The organism is Cyclobacterium sp. L-R (assembly GCF_056859355.1).
This window is the reverse complement of record NZ_JBSXOH010000021.1, coordinates 17,247-39,065: the sequence shown is the minus strand read 5'-3', so window position 1 is coordinate 39,065 and position 21,819 is coordinate 17,247. Positions and strand designations below refer to the sequence as shown.

General features: G+C 36.8%; 19 protein-coding genes. 7 read left to right on the top strand and 12 right to left on the bottom strand.

Annotated features, from left to right (window positions below; all coding sequences use genetic code 11):
- Nucleotides 1-189: 189 nt before the first annotated feature.
- The 8 genes from AC13EX_RS01370 to AC13EX_RS01335 form a co-directional block, all read right to left on the bottom strand.
- Nucleotides 190-1,671 carry a DUF6600 domain-containing protein gene (locus tag AC13EX_RS01370; protein ID WP_482891245.1) on the bottom strand — a complete coding sequence of 494 codons (1,482 nt, stop codon included), beginning with the start codon at nucleotides 1,669-1,671 and terminating at the stop codon, nucleotides 190-192.
- Nucleotides 1,672-1,831: 160 nt separating this feature from the next.
- On the bottom strand, nucleotides 1,832-2,002 hold the full coding sequence (locus AC13EX_RS01365) for a Lacal_2735 family protein (RefSeq protein ID WP_048640561.1): 171 nt from the start codon (nucleotides 2,000-2,002) through the stop codon (nucleotides 1,832-1,834).
- 45 nt (nucleotides 2,003-2,047) lie between these two features.
- On the bottom strand, nucleotides 2,048-3,631 hold the full coding sequence (locus AC13EX_RS01360; RefSeq protein ID WP_482891244.1) for a toxin-antitoxin system YwqK family antitoxin: 1,584 nt from the start codon (nucleotides 3,629-3,631) through the stop codon (nucleotides 2,048-2,050).
- Nucleotides 3,632-3,781: 150 nt separating this feature from the next.
- On the bottom strand, nucleotides 3,782-4,348 hold the full coding sequence (locus AC13EX_RS01355; protein ID WP_482891243.1) for a hypothetical protein: 567 nt from the start codon (nucleotides 4,346-4,348) through the stop codon (nucleotides 3,782-3,784).
- A gap of 35 nt (nucleotides 4,349-4,383) precedes the next feature.
- Nucleotides 4,384-5,382 carry a 3-oxoacyl-ACP synthase III family protein gene (locus AC13EX_RS01350; protein WP_482891242.1) on the bottom strand — a complete coding sequence of 333 codons (999 nt, stop codon included), beginning with the start codon at nucleotides 5,380-5,382 and terminating at the stop codon, nucleotides 4,384-4,386.
- An 84-nt stretch (nucleotides 5,383-5,466) separates the two neighbouring features.
- A complete protein-coding gene (locus tag AC13EX_RS01345; protein ID WP_482891241.1) occupies nucleotides 5,467-6,369 on the bottom strand; it encodes an MBL fold metallo-hydrolase in 903 nt (300 codons plus the stop codon).
- On the bottom strand, nucleotides 6,369-7,067 hold the full coding sequence (locus tag AC13EX_RS01340) for an SOS response-associated peptidase (protein WP_482891240.1): 699 nt from the start codon (nucleotides 7,065-7,067) through the stop codon (nucleotides 6,369-6,371). The genes AC13EX_RS01345 and AC13EX_RS01340 overlap by 1 nt, the downstream gene beginning before the upstream one ends.
- Nucleotides 7,068-7,085: 18 nt before the next feature.
- Nucleotides 7,086-8,054 carry a YheT family hydrolase gene (locus AC13EX_RS01335; RefSeq protein WP_482891239.1) on the bottom strand — a complete coding sequence of 323 codons (969 nt, stop codon included), beginning with the start codon at nucleotides 8,052-8,054 and terminating at the stop codon, nucleotides 7,086-7,088.
- Between the two features lie 122 nt (nucleotides 8,055-8,176).
- Here AC13EX_RS01335 and AC13EX_RS01330 point away from each other — a divergent pair, with 122 nt between their 5' ends.
- The gene (locus AC13EX_RS01330; protein ID WP_482891238.1) at nucleotides 8,177-9,826 is read left to right on the top strand and encodes a pyruvate dehydrogenase complex dihydrolipoamide acetyltransferase; all 1,650 of its coding nucleotides are present in this window, start codon (nucleotides 8,177-8,179) and stop codon (nucleotides 9,824-9,826) included.
- Nucleotides 9,827-9,915: 89 nt separating this feature from the next.
- The gene (gene hslV, locus AC13EX_RS01325; protein ID WP_048640553.1) at nucleotides 9,916-10,458 is read left to right on the top strand and encodes an ATP-dependent protease subunit HslV; all 543 of its coding nucleotides are present in this window, start codon (nucleotides 9,916-9,918) and stop codon (nucleotides 10,456-10,458) included.
- 438 nt (nucleotides 10,459-10,896) lie between these two features.
- Here the strand turns inward: hslV and AC13EX_RS01320 are convergent, their stop codons facing one another.
- Together AC13EX_RS01320 and AC13EX_RS01315 are read right to left on the bottom strand one after the other, a co-directional pair.
- Nucleotides 10,897-11,193 (bottom strand): Dabb family protein, encoded by a 297-nt coding sequence (locus AC13EX_RS01320; protein ID WP_482891237.1) that lies wholly within the window; start codon nucleotides 11,191-11,193, stop codon nucleotides 10,897-10,899.
- Between the two features lie 313 nt (nucleotides 11,194-11,506).
- Complete coding sequence (locus AC13EX_RS01315) at nucleotides 11,507-11,857, bottom strand: single-stranded DNA-binding protein (RefSeq protein WP_048640551.1); 351 nt, start codon at nucleotides 11,855-11,857, stop codon at nucleotides 11,507-11,509.
- Between the two features lie 188 nt (nucleotides 11,858-12,045).
- Between AC13EX_RS01315 and AC13EX_RS01310 the strand changes: the two genes are divergently transcribed.
- Nucleotides 12,046-12,444 carry a hypothetical protein gene (locus AC13EX_RS01310; RefSeq protein WP_482891236.1) on the top strand — a complete coding sequence of 133 codons (399 nt, stop codon included), beginning with the start codon at nucleotides 12,046-12,048 and terminating at the stop codon, nucleotides 12,442-12,444.
- Here the strand turns inward: AC13EX_RS01310 and AC13EX_RS01305 are convergent.
- Together AC13EX_RS01305 and AC13EX_RS01300 are read right to left on the bottom strand one after the other, a co-directional pair.
- Entirely contained in the window at nucleotides 12,434-14,221 is a 1,788-nt protein-coding gene (locus AC13EX_RS01305; protein WP_339714796.1) for a glycoside hydrolase family 15 protein, read from the bottom strand. The two genes, AC13EX_RS01310 and AC13EX_RS01305, sit on opposite strands and share 11 nt — an antisense overlap.
- Nucleotides 14,222-14,347: 126 nt before the next feature.
- Nucleotides 14,348-14,848 (bottom strand): UpxY family transcription antiterminator, encoded by a 501-nt coding sequence (locus AC13EX_RS01300; RefSeq protein WP_482891235.1) that lies wholly within the window; start codon nucleotides 14,846-14,848, stop codon nucleotides 14,348-14,350.
- Between the two features lie 383 nt (nucleotides 14,849-15,231).
- On the opposite strand from AC13EX_RS01300, the gene AC13EX_RS01295 reads away from it, so the two are divergent.
- The 4 genes from AC13EX_RS01295 to AC13EX_RS01280 all read left to right on the top strand — a co-directional run bounded on the left by AC13EX_RS01295 (nucleotide 15,232) and on the right by AC13EX_RS01280 (nucleotide 21,716).
- Nucleotides 15,232-16,227, top strand: coding sequence for a mannose-1-phosphate guanylyltransferase (locus tag AC13EX_RS01295; protein ID WP_482891234.1), 996 nt, complete (start codon nucleotides 15,232-15,234; stop codon nucleotides 16,225-16,227).
- Between the two features lie 4 nt (nucleotides 16,228-16,231).
- The gene (locus AC13EX_RS01290; protein ID WP_482891233.1) at nucleotides 16,232-17,185 is read left to right on the top strand and encodes a GDP-L-fucose synthase family protein; all 954 of its coding nucleotides are present in this window, start codon (nucleotides 16,232-16,234) and stop codon (nucleotides 17,183-17,185) included.
- Between the two features lie 42 nt (nucleotides 17,186-17,227).
- Nucleotides 17,228-18,367, top strand: a complete 1,140-nt coding sequence (gene gmd, locus AC13EX_RS01285) for a GDP-mannose 4,6-dehydratase (protein ID WP_048640546.1) — start codon at nucleotides 17,228-17,230, stop codon at nucleotides 18,365-18,367.
- 727 nt (nucleotides 18,368-19,094) lie between these two features.
- Nucleotides 19,095-21,716, top strand: coding sequence for an SLBB domain-containing protein (locus AC13EX_RS01280; RefSeq protein ID WP_482891232.1), 2,622 nt, complete (start codon nucleotides 19,095-19,097; stop codon nucleotides 21,714-21,716).
- Nucleotides 21,717-21,819 lie beyond the last annotated feature (103 nt).

Sequence of the window (21,819 nt, the reverse complement as noted above, 5' to 3'; positions counted from 1 at the left end):
TTTATTCTGCAACCTTAAAATACAAAAAAGAAAACCCCGAAAAAAGCTTTAAACAGCTAAATTCGGGGTTTTTGTGTTATGTTTTTGTTAATTATTACGCTGGTTATCAGGTAATTAATAAATCAGCAAGAAGCCCTAATTCAAGGGCCATATATCTTGGTATTCTTTGTCTCTCAATACCAGTTTTATTTAATTGCCTCTAGTCGATCTAGATGACCTTGTTGAAGGTGAAGTACTTCTGGTAGATCGTTGAGAGCTTTTAGAAGTGCTTCTTGTTTGAGAGCTACTACTGCTATTAGATTTAACCCTTGAATTGGTTCTTTGAGGCGTTCTTTGAACACTGTTACTTTTTCTAGTTGAAGGAGTGACCTTTTTTGGAGTTGGTCTACTTTGAACAGGTGAAGATTTAATTACCTGTCTTTGAGTAGATGACCGTTGTTTTGTCACACTTTGTTTAGGAGTTACGGTATTACTTCTAGGGGAAGGGGATACCGTAGATCTCCTGTTTTGTTGATTGTTTGGTGTAACTCTGCGTGTGTTGCCATTGTTAGGTGAAGTGGTACTTCTCCTAATAACGCCACTAATCGGAGGAGTACTGCTATTTCTATTTCTGCTATTTGTATTTCCAATGTTGTTATTTGACCTGGAATTACTGGGGTTAACAGAAGGAGCTACTCTCCTCGATTGCGTATTACTTCTATCAGTAGTAGGTTTCACAGCGCTTCTTGCAGCAGGTCTAGATGTGGGTGTTTTACTTTCCCTAAGAGCCTCAGACCTCACGTTAGAGTTTCTTGTGGTCGCTCTATTAGTAGACCTAACATTTGTACGACTATTCAAAGTAGACCGGGTATTACCGTATTCCTTTGCACTTACATACTTTTTCGGTCTAGAACTTACTGCATTTCTTGATGAGGATCTCGCTGAGACCTGTGGTCTATACACACTGATAGTATTATTTCCTACTGAAGTTCTTCCTGGTCTTCTTCCTTGTCGAACTTCAAAAACCGGGACATTACGCCTAGTTACTTGTTGCAATTCAGAACGGCTTGGTCCGGCAATGTACCTGTTGTTATTGTGGATATAGGTATTGTTGATAATGGTAGTTTGATTGTAAATGACATTTACATTTCTACCATGCATAAAATACCTGTGAATCCTTCTGCTTAATAACCTGCGTCTAGGTACAAAAACCCAATGGGAATAGATATTATATCGAGCTGAGCTATAGTAATAAACTTGAGGACCAAGAGGTAACCATCCATAATAGCCTCTACCTGATCTCCAGTTTACCCAAGCTGGTCCCCATTCATATCCTGGGATCCAAGCCCAACCGTAGAAGTCACTGAAAAACCATCTTCCATAATGGAAAGGAGCCCATCCCCAATCATATTGAGAAACCCAGGTGTTGCCATAGGTTGACATTACCCAATGCCCATTTGTACGATAAGGTTGAAAAGATTGGTCTACGTAAGGAACCCATATAAAACCATAATTTGGATCTTCTATCCAATCTCCGTAAGGGCTTAGTTCATCATAAAATACCTGAAATGAAACTGAAACTGGTAAAGCATTTGTATTTTGAATACTGCCTACAAAAAACAATAAGATTCCTATGGTTAAAACTTTCATAGAAACTGGGAATGTCGACCGATTACTTTTTAAGGTTTTCATGGCACATTAATATTAGTGATATTAATACTAACGGCAATAAGTGTTCCAAGTTTTTATATTCCCTCAGAATAGAACTGGTTTGTTTGCTTGAAGATACCATAGTAAAAAGGAAAAATTATTATTTTTTCTTTTTACTAATAATAATTTCAATAATTGTAGATTAGCCCTTTTTCAATGCATCTATTTTTTTTGCAATGACTTCAGCCTCTGCCATTAAATTATCAGAAAGCTGCCTATTGTGATGAGATGCTTTATGTGCTTTTTCCAAGCAGTCCTTGTATAACTGCTGAAGTTTTTCGAGCTGAGTTTTCTTTCTAAATAGGCCAAACATATTTTTTTATTTACTTAACCTATTAAATGCAGATTTGTTTTGATTTTAATTGAAATCTTGAAATAAATCACTTTCCTCAGGAACGTCGTCTGCAAGTACCTCATCATTTTCAAATTTCAAGATGTCTTCCAAATTTCCAGATCGAGTGTAGTATTTCCATGACCCTTCTTTTTTACCATCTTCCATTTTTCCTTCAGAGGCGAGTCTACCATTATCATGGTAATATTTCCACACGCCTTCAGGTTTACCAGATTTGTAATTGCCTTCAGATTCTTTTACCCCATTTACATAATAGGTGATTCTTGTGCCATTTCCATCCTTTAAGGTGCCAGGGTTTAAAGTTTTGGATCCATCATAATTGTTGTAGGTACTTACATTTAAAAGCCTACCAAAATCCCATGTTTCCTCTTGCGTAAGTTGTTTGTTGTCGTAAAAAAGTCCCCACATACCATCTTCCTGACCCAGTAAATAGCTTCCTACTGATTTTAACTGACCGCCATCATAATAATAAAACCACTGTCCTTGTTCTGCACCTAATTGGTATTTGCCTTCAGCCACTAATATTCCGATTTTATTGAAATATTTCCAAAGCCCTGATTTCAAGTCGTTTTTGTATTCTCCAATTGAATAGATTTTACCCTCTGGATAATAGCTTTTCCAAATTCCTGATCGAAAACCATTTTCATACTGACCCCTTACTGATGGTTTTCCATTGTTGTGGTTTTCTATATATTCACCCACCGGAACACCCAAATCATAGGTTACTTGTTTGGATACTGACTTGTCTGGGAAATATTCTTCCCACTTACCTACAGGGATATCATTTTCATAGCGTTCTACCCTTGCTACTCTTTTGTTTTCGTAATAATAATTCCAAGTTCCAGTTTTGTGACCTGATTTATCATAGAATTTTTCTGATTCCAAAATATTGGAGTCAGGGAAATAACTTGTCCATTTACCTACTCTTCTTCCTGCATTGTATTCTCCGGATTCTTGAATTCGTCCCGTTTGTGAAAATCTTTTAAATGGCCCATCGGGTTGGTTGTCGACATAGTTGGCTTCTACAATCAACTCTCCAAACGGGTCATACTCTTTGTAAGGGCCGTCTTTAATTCCTTCTTTATAGTTTATTTCAACAGCCTTCTCTCCATTTTCAAAATAGAAAATCCATTTGCCTGATTTTTTACCATTCAAATAGTCGCCTTCTGTTTTAACCTGTTTTGGATTGGCTAATCCTGATTTACTCTGATTACCATAATACTCTTTATAAGGTCCAACCAAAACGCTGTCTTGATAAACGGCATTTTTTATTAGCGCCCCTCCTAAATCATATTCTAAAAATGAACCGTTCCTTTTATTGTCTTTATAATCAGCTACAATGTGCTTTTGTTTGTTTGAAAAATAAATGATCCACTGACCATCTTTCAATCCATTTTTGAAATTGCCTTGCTGAATTAAACTATTGGTTTTAGGATTAATGAACTTCCAAAGACCGTCCATTTTGTTATTGAGCATTACTCCATTACCCATAAGGGTTGAGTCTTTATTGTAAAGGTTCACCACTTGGCCTTGTCCAAATGAGGAAGACACATAAAAAATCATCAAAAGCCAGGCAAATGTATATTTCATGAGTGTTTTATCAATTTTATAAAGTCATACGGAATGCACACAATCTTGGTTCCAATTTACATTATATAGTTAAAAAATTATATTTAGTTAGGGAAAAGTTTAATAGTTTTTCTTTTTTACTCTGTTTACCAAGCTATTTCAGAACTAAAATTAAATATGCTTGGCGTCCATCCATGTCAATGCTTCCGTGATTTCTTTTACTAAATTATGTTCAAATGTTGGCCTGTCTACTATTGGGATTGGTTTTATTATCTGAAATGGAGTCTCACTTTTAAGGTGCTCAATTAATTGGTCCCGTTCAATGTTTTCACTGAGAATAATTTTCTTTTCATCAATAATCCTTTTGTAATCCCATAGGTTTCCTTTGCACAGGTTGAAAGAATTCTCTTTTATCCAGCTGTATAAGTTTTCGGTAGCTTGAAGTTTAGGGTGTTGAGAACCAAAATAAATGAATAAGTAGGCGCCACGCCCCCACCAATGCAGAACCCTTAGATTCAAACCATGATTCACATCAAAATCGCGAACAATATCTAATACTTGAAAAGGGCAACCCTGTAGTTCGTTTCCCTGACTGATCTTTATTCCCTTTTGATTAATATGTATACGCGCTAATTTTTCCAGCGGAATAGTATTTCCTACCAAAGAAAGAATAGAGATAAACGCCTTTTTGGCTAGGCTTATTTTTTCAAATAATGCCTTGTCTAGTGTAAGGGGCAATAATTGGTCAAAAGGGGGATTATTTTTATGGTAAGCTACCACCTTATAATGGCTGAAGCCCAAGAGAATCCACTTCCAAATGCAGCAAGGCACACAAGGTCTCCTGATTTGATTTTATTTTGTTGAATAGATTCGCTTATAGCAATAGGAATTGTTGCCGCGGTAGTATTGCCGTAATGCATGATGTTGTTAAAGACCTGATCGTCTCTAAGGTCCATTTTATTTTGGATGTATTGGCTTATTCTGAGGTTTGCTTGGTGGGGTATTAGTAAATCAATATCCTTGCTTTCGAAATTATTAGCAGCTAAGGCCTCTTCAATTACCTCTTTGAACCTTAATACCGCATGTTTAAAGACGGTGTTTCCGTTCATAGAAAGATTAAATGAACCGCTATCTATTAATTCTTGAGAAACCCTTACTTCTCTACTGCTACCTGGGTCCTTTACGTAAAGTTCTTCAGCAAAATCACCATCTGCATGTAAATGAGTAGAAAGTATTCCTCGGCCCTCTTCTTCTGTAGCGCTACAAACCACAGCACCTGCCCCGTCTGCGAAAATCACAGCACTTGACCGGCCCTCATCATTTTTATTTAAGGCGGAGGACTGGATTTCAGCACCTACGACCAATATGTTTTTGTACATACCTGTTTTAATGAATTGGTCGGCAACAGATAGGGCATACAAAAATCCTGAGCAAGCATTTCTTACGTCCAAAGCGCCAATGCCTTGCAAGCCAAGTTCTCTTTGGAGCAATACGCCATTTCCAGGAATGAAATAATCAGGAGTTATTGTAGCGAAAATGATAAAATCAATTGCTTTATTTTCTATTCCAGCATTTTTAATTGCCATAATAGATGCGTTTTTAGCCATACTTGTGACTGTATCAATTCCAGGTGTAAACCACCTTCTTTCATGGATGCCTGTCCTTTCTACAATCCATTTGTCATTGGTATTCATCATCTCAGAAAGGTCATCGTTGGTTACAACTCTTTCTGGTAGGTAATGTCCTGCACCTGTTATAATCGACTTCAGCATTTTGCAATTAAGATTAGTTGGAAAACAAATATGTTAATTTTAATTGAAAAATCAATTTTGGTTTATCAATGCAGACCCAAAAAATTAAAGTCGATTCTCCTGCTTTAATTTCCAATATCTCAATAAACCACTTACAGACATCCAGCTTGGATTAGCGTACTCATATAGTTTTTGCAGGTTTTTGTCTACGCCTTGGTCAATCATTTGTTGCTTGGTGTACTCCATGAATTGAGGTGTGATTTCAGCAGCTGAAAGCCCCTCCTCAAATTGTTTTTTCATCCACATTGCCCAGTCATCAATTATTACTTCAAGTTCACTAAGGTGCTCCTTTGGCTTGCTGATTTTACCGAAATGAGTCAAGTACAATTCTTTTGGGTGGTAGTCTAATATTTTTTTTATTGATGATTTCCAGGCCTCAATATTAATGTCCGGGGGAGGGCAAGGGGGGACAACAGGTCCATCAGTGATCTTTACGCCTCCCACATCACCTGTAAAGATGACATCTTCCAACATCCAAGCAATATGATGTGTTGCATGGCCTGGGCTATGAATGGCAGTAAAATTCAAATCCCCAATAACTACTTTTTCGTTATCATTCACTGCTACAAGCAAGTTTTCATCTATGGTCTCCATTGGTCCCCAAATTTTGTCCATTTGCTCATCTCCATAAATTTTAGCCGCAGATTTCCAAAGCCTTTCAGGATTGGCTAAATGGGGTAAACCTTTAGGGTGGAGGAAAACTTTCACACCTTCATTAGCGAATTCCCAAGCAGATCCAGCATGATCAAAGTGGATATGGGTAAGGAGTACAGCCCCTAAATCACCAGGCTTAAACCCCTGTAGATTTAGATAGCTTTTTAATTCTTTCCAGGTACTATGCGGCCCGGTTTCTACCAACACTGGTTTTTCTTTTCCTTGGATTAGAAAACTAGCAATTGTTTTTTCCGCCTGTTGAAATTTCAGATCAATAATTTTTATAGAATGCATTAGCCAAAAAGAGTATAGTTGCCAAATTGATCCATAGGTAAAGTTTTTCTTATGACAAATGGACTGTCATTTACCACCTGATTAACCATAGGAGAGACGGTGTATTTAGTCATTTCTTCGTCAGGATATGGACGGAGCATGGCCAAAAGATCTTCTTCACTACTGTCAAGATTGAGCCATTTTTCTTCATTTTCCTTTTTTAAAATAACTGGCATTCTATCATGAATTTCAGAGGTAAGGAGGTTAGGTCGGGTAGTCAGCACAGTGAAAGTATGTGCGATTTCGCCTTTTTCAGTTTCAAATTCCTCCCAAATTCCAGCAAATGAAAAGAGCGACTCGTTGAGAAAAACAAACCTGTAGGGGACTTTGGTTTTTTTACCCACTTTTTTCCATTCATAGAAACCGTCTGCAGGTACCAGGCATCGATGCTTTTTAAAGGCATTTTTAAAGGATACTTTTTCGGTAATCGTTTCAGCCCTGGCGTTTATAAGCTTATTGGCTACCGGTTTGTTTTTGGCAAATGCAGGGGTGATTCCCCAATAAAAATGAGAAAAGCCTTTAGGGCTGTCTGAGGTGATTACAGGGACTAATTGCGAAGGTGCAATGTTATACCTCGGCTTGAAATCTTCAAGCATTTCAGCCTGAAATCTATCTTCAAGTTCGATTTTTGATTTTGCGAGCGAATATCTTCCACACATAATTATTATTTCAAAATCTTAATTAATATTTTGACTTTGGATAAATTCCAGAGCCCTGGTTTCGGACCAGAATCTTTCTTGCCCTGATCTTGGGCTAAAACCTACATGACCACCATGTTTTGGGTATTCAAAAAATAAATTTTCCGAATATTCTTCTTTTACAATAGGGAAACATGAATTACTCAAAAAAGGATCATTTCGTGCGTTTAAAACCAAAGTAGGGTGGCTTATTTTGGGTAAATAATGAAGTGAGGAACATTTACTATAATAGTCATCAGCATCACCGAAACCATGTAAAGGAGCCGTGAATTCATTGTCAAAAGCCCGAATAGTGTTTATTTTCGAAAGCTGTTTGGTAGAAAATTTCTCAGGGAAAACTTTGGCCTTTTTCTTTATTTTTTGCTTTAAGGAATGAAGGAAATTGAATGCATACAATTTGTTTTTTAATTGGTCTATTTTATCACATGAGCCTCCTAAGTCCAAAGGGACAGAAATAGCTATAGCTTTTTTTATGTTCTTTTTACTTTCCCAAAATGTTTCGCCTAGGTATTTCAGAGTAATGTTTGCACCTAAACTAAACCCCACTAGATGAATGTCTGAATATCTTGTTGAGGCATGTGAGACTACATGATCTAAATCATAAGAGGCTCCTGAATGATAAAAAATAGGTTTTGTATTCATCGATTCACTACAACCTCTGAAGTTCCAATTTAAAACATCATACCCTGCATCAAAAAACACTTTGGCCATTCCTGTCATATAAGGCCTTTGACTGTTGCCTTCCAGTCCGTGGCTAATAATGACCAAACTGTTACTACCCCCTTTAAGCCAGTCTAGGTCTAAAAAATCGCCGTCAGGGGTTTTAATTCTTTCCCTTTCAAATGGTAAATCAACTTTTTTTCGAAAGATGGCGGGGTAAATGGTTTGTAGGTGACCATTGAAAAGAAGCTGATTACGGTAATAATTCGATATTTTAACTGCTGGCATTCTATGGTTTTACTCAATTCACAAATCTATCTTACGTGAAAATACTATTATTAAATTTGAATAAACATATTTTAAGAACTATTTTTGGATTGCTGAAAATATGAATTCGAATAATTTAACTTATGGCCGAGATAATACGAATGCCCAAAATGAGCGATACCATGGAAGAAGGGGTAATCGCACAATGGTTGAAAAAGGTAGGTGATAAAGTAAAACCCGGAGATATTCTGGCAGAAGTGGAGACTGATAAAGCTACCATGGAACTAGAGTCTTATGATGAGGGTACTTTGCTCCATATTGGAGTTAAGGAAAAAGATGCTGTGCCTGTCAATGGAATCATTGCTATATTGGGTGAAGAAGGCGAAAATATAGACGATATTTTGAAAGGTATCGATTCAGGTGATGACACCGAAAGTGCTCCTGAGGAGGATAAATCCAAAGGCGAATCCTCAGAAAAAGCTAAAGAGACTACTGTTGATATTGATGTTTCGGGAATTGCAGCTACGGTAATCACTATGCCTAAAATGAGTGATACCATGCAGGAAGGTACCATCGCTAGCTGGTTAAAGAAAGTAGGAGATGAGGTTAAATCCGGTGATGTCCTTGCTGAGGTTGAGACAGATAAAGCTACTATGGAGTTGGAATCCTATGATGATGGGACCTTACTTTATATAGGAGTGAATGAAGGCGATGCTGTAGAAGTGAATGGCGTAATAGCTATTATAGGTGACAAAGGGGCAGATTTTGAAACCCTACTTAAAGCCCACCAACAGAAAACTTCTTCTAGTGAAGCTTCTGGAGGATCGGAAGCACCTAAAGACGATAAGTCTGAAACCAAAACTGAAGAAGTCAAAAAGGAGAGTGCACCGACCAATACTACCGCAAGCTCCACGGAAACTGGCCGTATTAAGGCTTCCCCACTTGCTAAAAAGATAGCTAGCGAAAAAGGAATAGATATTTCTTTGGTTCAGGGATCAGGCGATAGTGGAAGAATTATTAAAAAAGACATTGAGAATTTTGATCCTTCAAAAGTGGCAGCTACCGCAAGTGCTTCGGGCAATGAAGCAAGTAGTGGAGCAGCTATTGGACAAGAGTCCTACACGGATGTGAAAGTTTCTCAAATGAGAAAAGTAATTGCCAAGCGTCTTGCAGAAAGCAAATTTACAGCTCCTCATTTTTACTTGACCATGGAAATTAACATGGACAAGGCCATGGAGGCCAGGAAAAGCATGAATGAGGTAGCTCCCGTCAAAATTTCATTCAACGATATGGTTATCAAAGCGGCGGCTGTATCACTAAAACAACACCCTGCGGTTAATTCTGCCTGGATGGGGGATAAAATTAGATTCAATGACCATGTTCACATCGGTATGGCGGTTGCTATAGATGATGGTTTATTGGTACCTGTTATACGTTTCACAGATAGCAAATCTCTTTCGGAGATATCTAAAGAAGCCAAATCATTGGCAGGGAAAGCCAAAAACAAAGAATTACAACCAAAGGACTGGGAAGGCAATACCTTTACCGTTTCCAATCTTGGTATGTTTGGGATTGAGGAGTTTACTGCCATAATCAATCCACCTGATGCTTGTATTTTAGCTATAGGAGGAATCAAACAAACCCCAATTGTGAAGGATGGAGAAATCAAGATAGGCAATGTGATGAAAGTTACCCTTTCTTGTGATCATAGAGTTGTAGACGGTGTCGTAGGTTCTGCCTATCTTAAAACGCTAAAAAGTTTACTTGAAGACCCAGTTAGGTTGTTAATCTGACAATTCTGATTTGTAAATATGTCAAAAAGTCCTAGAAATAGGACTTTTTGTTTTTAGTACGGTTATTGCCAAATACTTTAAAAACGACGATGGAAAAAATAAAATCGACCACAGTGGTCGCAATAAAGCATGAAGGCCAAGTTGCAATTGGAGCGGACGGCCAGGCTACAATGGGCAATACAATTGCAAAAAGCAGTGTAAATAAAATAAGGAAATTACAGGGAGGTAAGATTGTAACTGGATTTGCAGGGTCTACTGCGGATGCTTTTACTCTTTTGGAGAAGTTTGAGGAAAAGTTGGGTGCCTACAGTAATAATATGAAACGTGCTGCAGTGGAGTTGGCTAAAGAATGGCGAACTGATAGAATGTTGAGTAAATTGGAGGCCATGATGATAGTAGCTGATGCTGAAGATATACTAATTATTTCTGGTACAGGGGATGTAATCGAGCCTGATATGGGAATAGCAACAATTGGTTCTGGAAGCATGTATGCACAGTCTGCCGCTAGGGCTTTAAAGAAGTTTGCAGCAAATCTTACAGCAGAGGAAATGGTGAAGGAAAGCCTAACAATAGCTGCTGACATTTGTATTTATACCAATCACAATGTGATTATTGAAAAAGTAAATAAATAAATGTAGGGGCGACTTTTTTGAATTCAGGAAGGCCGCCCTCTTGCTTCTAATTCAAAAGCATTGAAAAGAAGGCTTAGTAGAACCAAGGCTTAAGTTTCATTCTGTCAGAGGAGTGATTTTAACTGTAAACGATCGGTAAATTTATATCAGCCTAGTTTTTGTTCCTTCGACAAGTGATGGGCTTATAAGATTAACTGGCTATTTGGTGGTCAATAATCAATGTCAGGTCAATATCTTTATTTATATATTAATATCAGTGTAGTTAAAGGGTGGTAATGGTAGTTTTGAAAATACCTATGTACCTAGCAATAGCTTTTATTTTTTGCCCTTTGATCTAGCTCAAAGCTTACTTTATTAATTTATTTTGTTAAAATATTGACCTGATAATGATGGTGTAAAAGTTGCGTGGTTTATTGTTAATCGCAAATTTTGGTATAATTATACTTCGAAATCATAGATTTTAACACTGGACCATTTCTCTTTATGGTCTTCGATAAATTGTAGGTGTATTGGGTCGACCTGGTACTGGTCGTGGTCTTCGATAGTTTCGAAATTAACTACTAAGGCGATATGATAACTGTCATCAATTACCTCGCGCTTTTCTGTAGCTGCAGGCTTGCCTATAGCATGGCTTTTTACGCTTTTGGTATTGGCTATCTTTTTACAACCATCGATTACAGCATCTAAATTTTTCTCAGGCTCGTGGAGCCAAAAATATACTTGGTGTACAATCATAATGTTATTTTGTTTATTTAGGATAATCAAAGATCAAGTCTTTGACTGAAAGGTTGATGATTTTTCTGGGTAGTATCAAATAAGTGATTAAAACTTCTATCAATTATAAATAAAGGTAAAAATATAAGTTTAAAAATGATAAAAACGGAGGCATTATGAAATATAAAAAAGGAATGCTCAAATAATTAGACAGTCGTGAGTCTAGTCATTTCATGTTCTAGGTGTTTAATTGTTAGGGAAAAAGGCCGGCAACGGTTTTATAATTGTTGTCGGCCTTTTGTGTTTCCATCTTTTCTCTAAAGAAATTTTGGTTTTAAGAGTTGGACTGGGATTTGTCCCCCATAAGCAACACATCGCTAATCTGTACTTCCGTGATGTATCTTTTTTGCCCATCTTTGTCCTCATAGGATCGATTTACCAGTTTTCCTTGGATGCAAATTTCAGAACCCTTATCGGTGTATTTGTGAATGACTTCAGCAGTTTTCCCAAAAGCAACAAGGTTGTGCCAATAAGTGTCCTCAACTTTTTCACCTTTATTGTTTTTATATACCTCGTTGGTCGCAAGGTTTAATCTTACCATTGGTGTATCTCCTTTTACTGTTTTGTAATCAGCTTTGGCTCCTAGTCTACCAATTAATTGTACGTTGTTTTTAATACTGTTCATGACTTTAATGTTTAGCGTTATTGATTAAATTAATTCCGATTTGGAACAATACAAAGTTGAGAACAAGGCTATAATTTAGTCCGACTGTATTCGTTTATTTCCGTTTGTAAACGTTTGTAAACGACTACAAACGTTTTTAAATTCTTTTTTATGCTTATATTAAGTTTGTTTAAGCATTTTAACAAAAGATGACAAAGCGGAATCAATATTGCGAGGACTGTGGAAATCCATTAAGTGGAAGGTCAGATAAACGGTTTTGTGATGATTATTGTCGGAATCACTTCAACAATAAAATGAAGTCGGGGAGTAATAATCTGATTCGGAACATTAACAATGCGTTGAAAAAAAATAGAAATATTTTAGCAGGTATTCTCAATGAAGAGAATGACACTGCTAAAATATCCAGAGAAAAACTTTTGGAGAGTGGTTTTCTATTTAAATATGGAACCCATTCCTACACCAACAAAAAAGGTAATGTATATATTTACTGTTATGATTATGGTTATTTGAAATTAGATCAGGACCTGATTTTGGTAGTAAGACTTAAGAATGACCCATTAGACAAGTCAAATTCTATCAGAGGATAAAATTTGGCTTGTCTAGTTTTTTGTCAATTCTGTAAGCTGCATTAAGTAATCCTACATGGCTGTAAGTCTGAGGGAAATTACCCCATTGGCTACCAGTATGCTGGTCAACATCCTCCGAAAAGAGTTTCAAATGGTTACAATATTTGCTTAGTGTCTCAAATCCTTCCATGGCTTCATCAAGGCGATTGACACAGGCCAATGCTTCGATATACCAGAAGGCACAAATTAAGAAAGTTGTTTCTGGCTCGCCAAAGTCATCCTGATGTTTGTATCTGTAAAACAGAAAGTTTTTGGCCAATAGATCCTCTTCCAAGGCTTTAAGGTGGTCATTGGCCCTTTCAATGTCATTTCCGAAATAGCCCATAGTGATTAGTTGTAATGTGCTGGCATCCATGTTTTTTGTCCCTATGGCTTGTGCATAAGCCTTTCTTTCCGGGATATAGCAGGCTTCGATTTTCTGAATTGCTTTATTTTTAAGGTCTAGGGCTTTTTCCATCATTTCTGTATCACCCATCCTTTCAGCAATCTTGATGGCCGCGCATGAACCAGCCCAATGAAATAGAAAAGTGTAACAATGTTCTTGCTTTAAATTTCTAAATTCCCAAAGGCCAGCATCTTTTTCATCCATAGTCTCCTCTATTTTGTTGAGAAGATTGTATATAAAAGGCTTGGAGTGACTTTTCTCTGACTCTACAAATCTTTTGTCGGCATAAAGTGGAAGTAAGCTGACCAAAACTTGACCGTATAAGTCATTTTGTATGTGCGTATAGGCATCGTTACCAAACCGGACAGGCTTTTCACCTCTATAACCATCAAGGTCAGAAATGACTTCTATTAGTTTTGCAGAGCCTGTTATTGCATACAATGGCTGGTATCTCCCTCTATTATCGGTAGGGAGGTTCTGCAGATATTCAAAGTATCTTTCCAGCTCTTCAAAATGTCCAAGATGATTAAATACATTCAATGTGTAATACGCATCCCTCATCCAACAGTACCTATAATCCCAGTTCCTGGTTGACCCTGGAGATTCGGGTAAACTAGATGTCGAGGAAGCAATGATTCCTCCAGTGTCTTCGTATTGATGAATTTTCAATACCAATGAAGAACGAACGACCAATCGCTGATGAAAATTAGGTATGCTAGTAGATTTGACCCAGTTTCTCCAATATTTGAGTGTGGAATTCAAAAACTTTTCTACAGTACTTTCTATTGGTGCTTCTAATGGGCTTCCATAAGTCAGAACCAAATATACTGTTTTCTGAAGATGAAAAGCCTGATCCTCCATTATGTAGGTTATGGAGCAATTTGTAGTAAGCCTCACTTCTTGATCTCTTCCTGAGAATTGTATATGATTGCTTTCAGGGATTGCCTTTAATTTATATTTACCATGATCAGATACAGGGAAACAATTAATTTTAATTTTAGGCTCACCTTTAAGGGGTTCTATTTTCCTTATTAACATGGAGGGCTTATAGTACCTGTCATAGTTGAAAAATCTAGGTGCAAAATCAGTGACTTTATAGGCTTCCCCTTCTGAGGTTTCTATATAAGTATCTAGGACATTTGAATTTTCTTGGTATTCCTGCCTTGAAGTGTAATTTTCGTGTGGAGGCAGAATTGTGAATTCCCCACCTCGCTTCTTATCGAGCATACTTCCAAATAAAAAATCACTGTCAAACCTAGGCATACAGAGCCAGCTTATATTTGTGTTTTTTTCAATATGGGCAATGTAACTGCAATTGCCAATAAGTCCGGTGCCATAGGTGTGCTTTTCCATAAAAATGTGATATGTTTTAATTTGATCGGATCAACGGTTTTTTAACAATATGAAATCAAAATCCCTATTCGATAGGCTAAGTTATTAAAAATATTGCGTTTTTTTTAATGATGTGGTAATATATTGTCAGATGATTTCCAAAAATTTTCTTGGAACATTGACGAGCATACTTTGGTTAATGCTTGGAATTCGTATGATAAAATAATCCTGATTTGATTTTTTTATGCATTCTCCCTGAAAACCTTGCAAAGGTCCGCCTAGTATTTTTACCATTTCACCCTTTTCTATGTTGTCTGTTTCAACCACCACTGAAACGCCCGTTTCAATGATTCGTTGTATGGTGTCAATCTCATCCTGATGAATGAATGAATGCTCTCCAGAAAAGTTGATAAACTTCACAGCACCGGAAACCTGTAAGGACTCCCATAATCTTTCTTTGCTTGTATGTACAAAAATATAGCCATTAAATAGAGGTTTTTGTATTTTTTTCTTCCTGTCGCTCCACTGCCGGATTTCTTCAATCAGGGGCAGGTAAACTTCAGTTCCTTTTTCTTTGAGTCTAAGAGCTACTTTCTTTTCTGCTCTTGGTGCGGTATACATAACATACCAATTAAGCTTTTCAGTCATACTTTGAGGGTTAAAATCCGAAAGTACCGAAATTATTGGCCATACTTCAACTATCGAATTATAAAAATATTGATTTTTTTAAAAACAGCAGGTGTTTTAGTTTTTAAATTCTTTTAATTGTTTTTTAAATATTAAAAAATGTATTTTAAATAATTCTTTATACTGTTGATTTTTTTATTTACTTTTGTGACATACTTTGAAAGTATATTGTTTTGTCAGGTTAACAAATTAAAGAACAACCAGTTATATTGGGTATTTTTATTGTGACCAACTATTTTTGAAAAAAGTTTAATGAGCCTAAATTAAGTTTTAATTGAATTTATTTTGTGGTCAGACATAGTAATAGGCCTAGTTCTGCCAATAAAAGCAAAAAATACAAATACATGAAAGTCGTTAATGTGGTATTATCAGGAGGTGTAGGTAGTCGTTTATGGCCACTCTCCCGGAAAAGTAGACCCAAGCAATATTTGCCAATTTTTGGAGGGCAGTCACTTTTTGAAAAAACGGTGATTAGAAATTCTGAAATTTGTAATCAAGTCATGGTTGTAGGAGGGGTAGACAATTACCAGCTCTCTAGGGATATTTTAAAAAAAACAGCTACCACCGATTACATCGAGCTTGTTGAGGCTGCACCAAGAAATACAGCGGCAGCAATAGCTTTTGCTGCTTTATCTCTTCCTGAAGATGCAATAATGTTAGTGACTCCATCAGATCATTTAATTGGAGATCAAGAAAAATACAATGCTGATCTAAGCCAAGCAGTTGCTTTGGCAAAGAATGGGGATTTGGTGACCTTTGGTTTAATCCCGAGTAAACCAGAAACAGGTTTTGGATACATTGAACATGAAGGAAATAATGTGCTTGGGTTTAGGGAGAAACCAGCATTGGAGCAAGCTAAGGCTTATTTGTCACAGGGTAATTTTCTGTGGAATAGTGGTATGTTTTGTTTTGCAGCCGGCACATATTTAAGTGAGTTACAGAAATATGAACCCGAAGTACTGAAAACTTCAAAAGCGGCTATGGAAAATGCTAAAGAAGGATTTCTTCCACTCGATTTGAGTATGGAAATACCTTCAATTAGTGTGGATTATGCAGTTATGGAGCGTTCTGACAAGATAAAAGTTATACCTTCAAATTTTTCATGGTCAGATATGGGGTCTTTTGAAGCTTTATTCGAATATTATCCTATTGGTAGTAAAGAGAGGGTAGGTGAGAATTTGGTTTTAGGAACTGGGAAGCATGTTGAGTTTATAGGTATGGAAGATGTTGTTTTGGTAGAAACCGATGATGCAATTCTTGTTTTGAACCGGAAGAATGCTCAAGATGTTAAGAAGGTCTATGAACGATTAGAAAAAGAAAATCCAAGTTTACTAAATTAAGGAAATGGTAGATAAAAATGCTAAAATTTATATTGCAGGTCATCGGGGTATGGTGGGGTCTGCGATTCAAAGGTCTCTAGAAGCTAAAGGCTATAAAAACCTATTAGGTTATAGTAGCAAAGACTTGGATTTAACAAACCAATTGTCAGTAAAGCATTTTTTTGAAAAGGAAAAGCCGCAAATAGTTATTGATGCAGCAGCTAGAGTAGGTGGTATTTTGGCAAATAACAATTATCCTTATACCTTTCTTATGGATAATATGTTGATTCAGAATAATTTGATTAATTATTCCCATCAGTTTGGTGTAGAGAAATTTATATTCCTTGGAAGTTCATGTATTTACCCCAAATTGGCACCTCAGCCTTTAAAGGAGGAAAGCCTGCTTACCTCATCTTTGGAGCCTACCAATGAATGGTATGCATTGGCTAAAATCACCGGGGTAAAAGCTTGTGATGCTATAAGGAAGCAATTCGGGAAAGACTTTATCAGTCTAATGCCTACTAACCTTTATGGTCCATATGATAATTTTGATCTTGAAACATCTCATGTGATGCCTGCAATGATCCGGAAATTTCATGAGGCTAAAGAAAATGGAAACAGTCCGGTTACGCTTTGGGGTTCCGGAGCTCCAATGAGGGAATTCTTACATGTTACAGATATGGCAGAAGCTGTTGTTTTTGCTGTTGAAAATAGCTTTAAAGATAATCTATACAACGTTGGAACGGGGAAGGACATGACCATTAAATCATTGGCCGAGTTGATTCAAAAAGTCACAAGGCATACAGGTGAGATAAAATGGGATAGTGAAAAACCTGACGGTACTCCTCGTAAGCTTATGGATGTGAGCAAAATGGCGGCAGCAGGCTGGGAAGCGAAAATTGGACTTGAAGATGGTGTCCGGGACACCTATAAATGGTTTTTAAAGAATATTGACCAATACAAACAGGTCAAATTATAACGATAAAATTTATATTTTTAACAGCTCATTAATTAGATGTCTATGAAAACGGCTTTAATAACAGGTATTACCGGACAGGATGGTGCTTATCTTGCAGAACTACTATTATCTAAAGGGTATATTGTCCACGGAATAAAAAGGAGAGCCTCCTTATTTAATACAGATAGAATTGATCACTTGTATCAGGATCCTCATGAGGATAATAAAAGGTTATTTCTTCACCATGGTGACCTTACTGATTCTATGAATTTGACAAGGATTATACAGGAAACCAAACCTGACGAGATTTATAACTTGGCAGCAATGAGCCATGTTAAAGTTAGCTTTGAGACACCAGAATATACAGCAAATGCTGATGGTATAGGTACTTTGAGGATTTTGGAAGCTGTACGACTTTTAGGGATGGAAAAAACAACTAAAATCTATCAGGCATCTACTTCGGAATTGTATGGTTTGGTTCAGGCTGTACCTCAATCAGAAACTACACCATTCTATCCAAGATCACCTTATGCAGTAGCAAAGCTTTACGGGTATTGGATAACTGTGAATTATAGAGAAGCATATGGAATGTATGCATGTAATGGTATTCTTTTCAATCATGAGTCTCCTTTAAGAGGAGAGACTTTCGTGACTAGAAAAATAACAAGAGCAGTTGCCAAAATAGCTTTAGGTTTTCAGAAAGATTTATTCATGGGGAATCTAGATGCTAAGAGAGATTGGGGGCATGCTAAAGACTATGTAGATGCTATGTGGAGGATTCTTCAGCAAGAAGAACCGGAAGATTATGTGATAGCTACAGGAGTTACTACTAAGGTTAGAGATTTTATTAAAATGGCTTTTGATCAAGTTGGATTCACTTTGAAATTTGAAGGTGAAGGCTTAGAAGAGAAAGGAATTCTAGAGTCAATTGATAAGGAAAAAGCTTTTGATGTTCTTGGAACTTCCAACTTTAAAGTTAAAAAAGGGGATGTTTTGGTTAAAATTGATCCCGCGTATTTCAGACCTACGGAGGTAGATTTACTTATTGGAGATCCAAATAAAGCGATGACAAAACTAAACTGGAAGCCAAAGTATGACTTGAAAATGTTGGTAGAAGACATGGTGCTTTCTGATGTTGGTTTATTCAAGCGCGATGTGCATTTAATGAAAGGCGGTCATAAAGTATTAAACCAAGCTGAATAGGCTGTAAAAGTATATAGCACTTTGATTTTATATGAGCAAAACATTAATTTGTTTTGCTCATATTTTTTACCCTTTTTGAGCTGTATTTTGATTTCTGCCCCGATAAATATTTTTCCAGCATAAATGGTTCGTCTTATTTTTTAAACCCGAATTATGTAATAGGATTTCTCCGCCCTGACAATGTCAGGGGTGAAGCCTGTCCCGTGTTTACGGGAAGTGTTGCAATCGCAAGAAAATCAGGTTGTTTGGATTTTTTAGCATAGCCCCGCTATGGTGAAATTAAAAACAGCAACGAAGTGGCTGATTTTGAAGCGATTTCAGCACGTAATAGATTGTCTCTTGCATATTTCGGGTTAAAACAAACCAAAATTAAGAGCTGCTTTTAGACTTCTTTGATAAGTATCTTTTGATTTCATACTTCAAAATAGTATTCCTATTTCACCCATGATAATTATTCATTCCTAATACACTCCTGGTTAAAGAGACCGTTGTTATTCAAGTATAACACCTATGGATTTAAAAAATCCTTGTTATGTTAATTCCATAGGTATTGCTTACTTTTGTGGAACAATTTAAATCTGTCTTAGTATTCGCTTAACCTGGCAGTGTCATTAATTGCTCATTACTAAATGTAACTGAGGTGGCGAAGCTGTAGATTTTTGGTATTAAATACCTGAATTTATATAGTGTTTCTTTACCTTATTTTTAAATAAAAAGATTCTTCAAGATGATTAGAAAACTCATCCAAAATTTAAAAATAGCACCAGTATTGTTTTGTTTTTTTATTGGTTCGATTGGATTTAGCCAATCTATTCAAAATATTCAAAACCTAAAGGTAGATGAGCTGTCTGATGCTCAGATCGAGCAACTTATTAAGCGGGCAGAGTCATCGGGAATGAATGAGGTTCAGCTTGAAGCATTGGCAATAGAAAAGGGAATGCCTGCTTCTGAAATCAGTAAGTTAAGACAACGTATTGAAGCTTTAAAATCAGGTAATAGAGATGGGGCTGCTAAAACTAGTACAGTTAGAAGTAATCAAAGGGAAGTAGTTGGAACAGTTAACCGACCAACTGTTTTTGATAGCTTAAGAAAGTCAGATCCCTATTACAATCTTAGTCCCCACCAAAAGAAAATATATGGATACACATTGTTCCATAATAGGGAGTTAAACTTTAACCCGAATTTAAATCTCCCTACCCCTGAGAGTTACATATTGGGGACTGGAGACCAAGTGTTGGTGGATGTGTATGGCGCTTCCCAAGCAGCTTTTGATATGACGATTTCACCTGAAGGAAAAGTTCTGGTGCCGAATGTAGGTCCAGTTAATATAGGTGGTTCTTCGGTTGAAAGTGCAAGAACAAGAGTAAGGGCTGCATTAAGTAAAATTTATTCTGGATTAAATGGACCAAATCCCAATACCTTTTTACAATTGAGAGTTGGGAATATCCGCAGTATTCAGGTAACCATGGCCGGAGAACTGAATCATCCAGGTACATACACTTTACCCTCTTTTGCAAATGTATTCAATGCTCTTTACCAAGCAGGAGGGCCTAATGAAACAGGCTCGTTTAGAAATATTCAAGTATACCGAAAAAGTAAATTGGTTGGGCAGGTAGACGTTTATGAGTTTTTGGTAAGAGGAAATGAAAATGGAAATATTATTTTACAGGACAATGATGTGATAATTGTACCACCTGTTCAAACTCGGGTAGAATTGGAAGGTCCTGTTCGTCGGCCAGGCTTGTTTGAAATGAAAAGCGATGAGAGTATTTTAGATCTTGTGACTTTTGCTGGAGGTTTTAAAAGTGAGGCATACAAAGAACTCCTAATTGTAAAAAGAAAGACAGAAAAGGAATTAAGAGTAGATAATGTTTATAAAGATGATTTTGAAACCTTTGCTATTAAAGATGGGGATTTGTATGTTGTAGGAGGAGTTCTTGAACGATACAATAACCGTGCTCAAGTTACAGGTGCTGTCTTTAGACCCGGGGAATTTGCTATTTCTGATGGTATGACGGTTCAAGGGTTAGTAGAAATTGCAGGGGGGATACGTGGAGACGCCTTTTCAGAAAGAGCTACCTTATATAGAACCAATCCTGATTTCACAATGGAAGTACTTACTCTTGACTTAGGAGCAATTCTTTCAGGTCAAGCAGAGGATGTTGTTCTAAAACGTGAAGATATTCTAAACATACCTAGCAAATACGACCTTAAAGAGGAGTACTATGTTCAGATTTCTGGTGAAGTAAACAGAACGGGAGTGTTTCAGTTTGCTAAAAACATGACAGTAGCAGATTTGATAACCAAGGCCAGAGGTTTCAAAGAATCTGCCTCTAATGCAAATATAGAAATTGCTAGGAGAGTAAAAGATGAGGTTGGTGGTGAGATTGCTGAAATACTAACAATTTCAATTGATGGAAACCTGAGGATAAGTGAGGAAGAAAAGAAAGTCATTTTAGCACCATTTGACCATGTTTTTGTTAGGAAGAGTCCAGGTTTTCAGCCAGAGAAAATAGTTTATGTGGAAGGGGAAGTTTTTTATCCTGGAGGCTTTACACTTGAGAAAAGAGATGAGAGAATTTCTGATGTGCTTAGAAGAGCAGGAGGTCTAAATGACTATGCTTACCCTAAAGGGGCAACCCTCATTAGAAGAACAGAGTTTTTTAAGACCAAATCTGAAGAAAATATTAAGCTTGAACAATTGGAGTCCTTGCATAGAAATACTGTTCGTGAGGGGGATATTGAAAATGCCGAAGCAGAAGGAAAACTTTTAGATAGGATTGATGATAGAATGGACCTACTTAGGAATGAGGAATTAAAGAATAGTAAAGATAATAATAAGACCGACAGCTTTTCTGAAGATAAATATCAATTTTTAGGTGAGGAAGACAGCACTGTAATGGAGGTTGCAACAAGAGATAAAGAATTAATTGGGATTGATCTAGGTAAAATTCTATCACAACCTGGTTCTAAATATGATTTAATATTGCAAGAGGGAGATATTATCAGCATCCCTAAGGAGTTACAAACTGTGAGGATGAGGGGGGAAGTCCTATATCCTACTACAGCGAGGTATGATGTGTCAAGAGGCTTTAGAAATTACATTTCAAGATCTGGTGGATTTACAGAACAAGCTCGAAAATCCAGGTCCTACGTTGTTTATGCAAACGGGGATGTGCACAGAACAAATAGGTTTTTGTTTTTTAATTTTTTCCCGAAAATTGAACCTGGAGCAGAGATCATCGTGCCACAAAAACCAAAACGTGAACCAATGTCAGTACAGGCTTGGATAGGGATAGCCTCAAGTCTTGCTACTTTAGGTATTTTAATAGATAGAATATCTAATTAATTAATACTAAGTATTTTAAGGGTTAGTTTTTCCTAAAAAATAAAATTTTAATGCCATAGTGAACTGTAAGATTTAGTTTGGATTCATTTGATTAAAATAAATC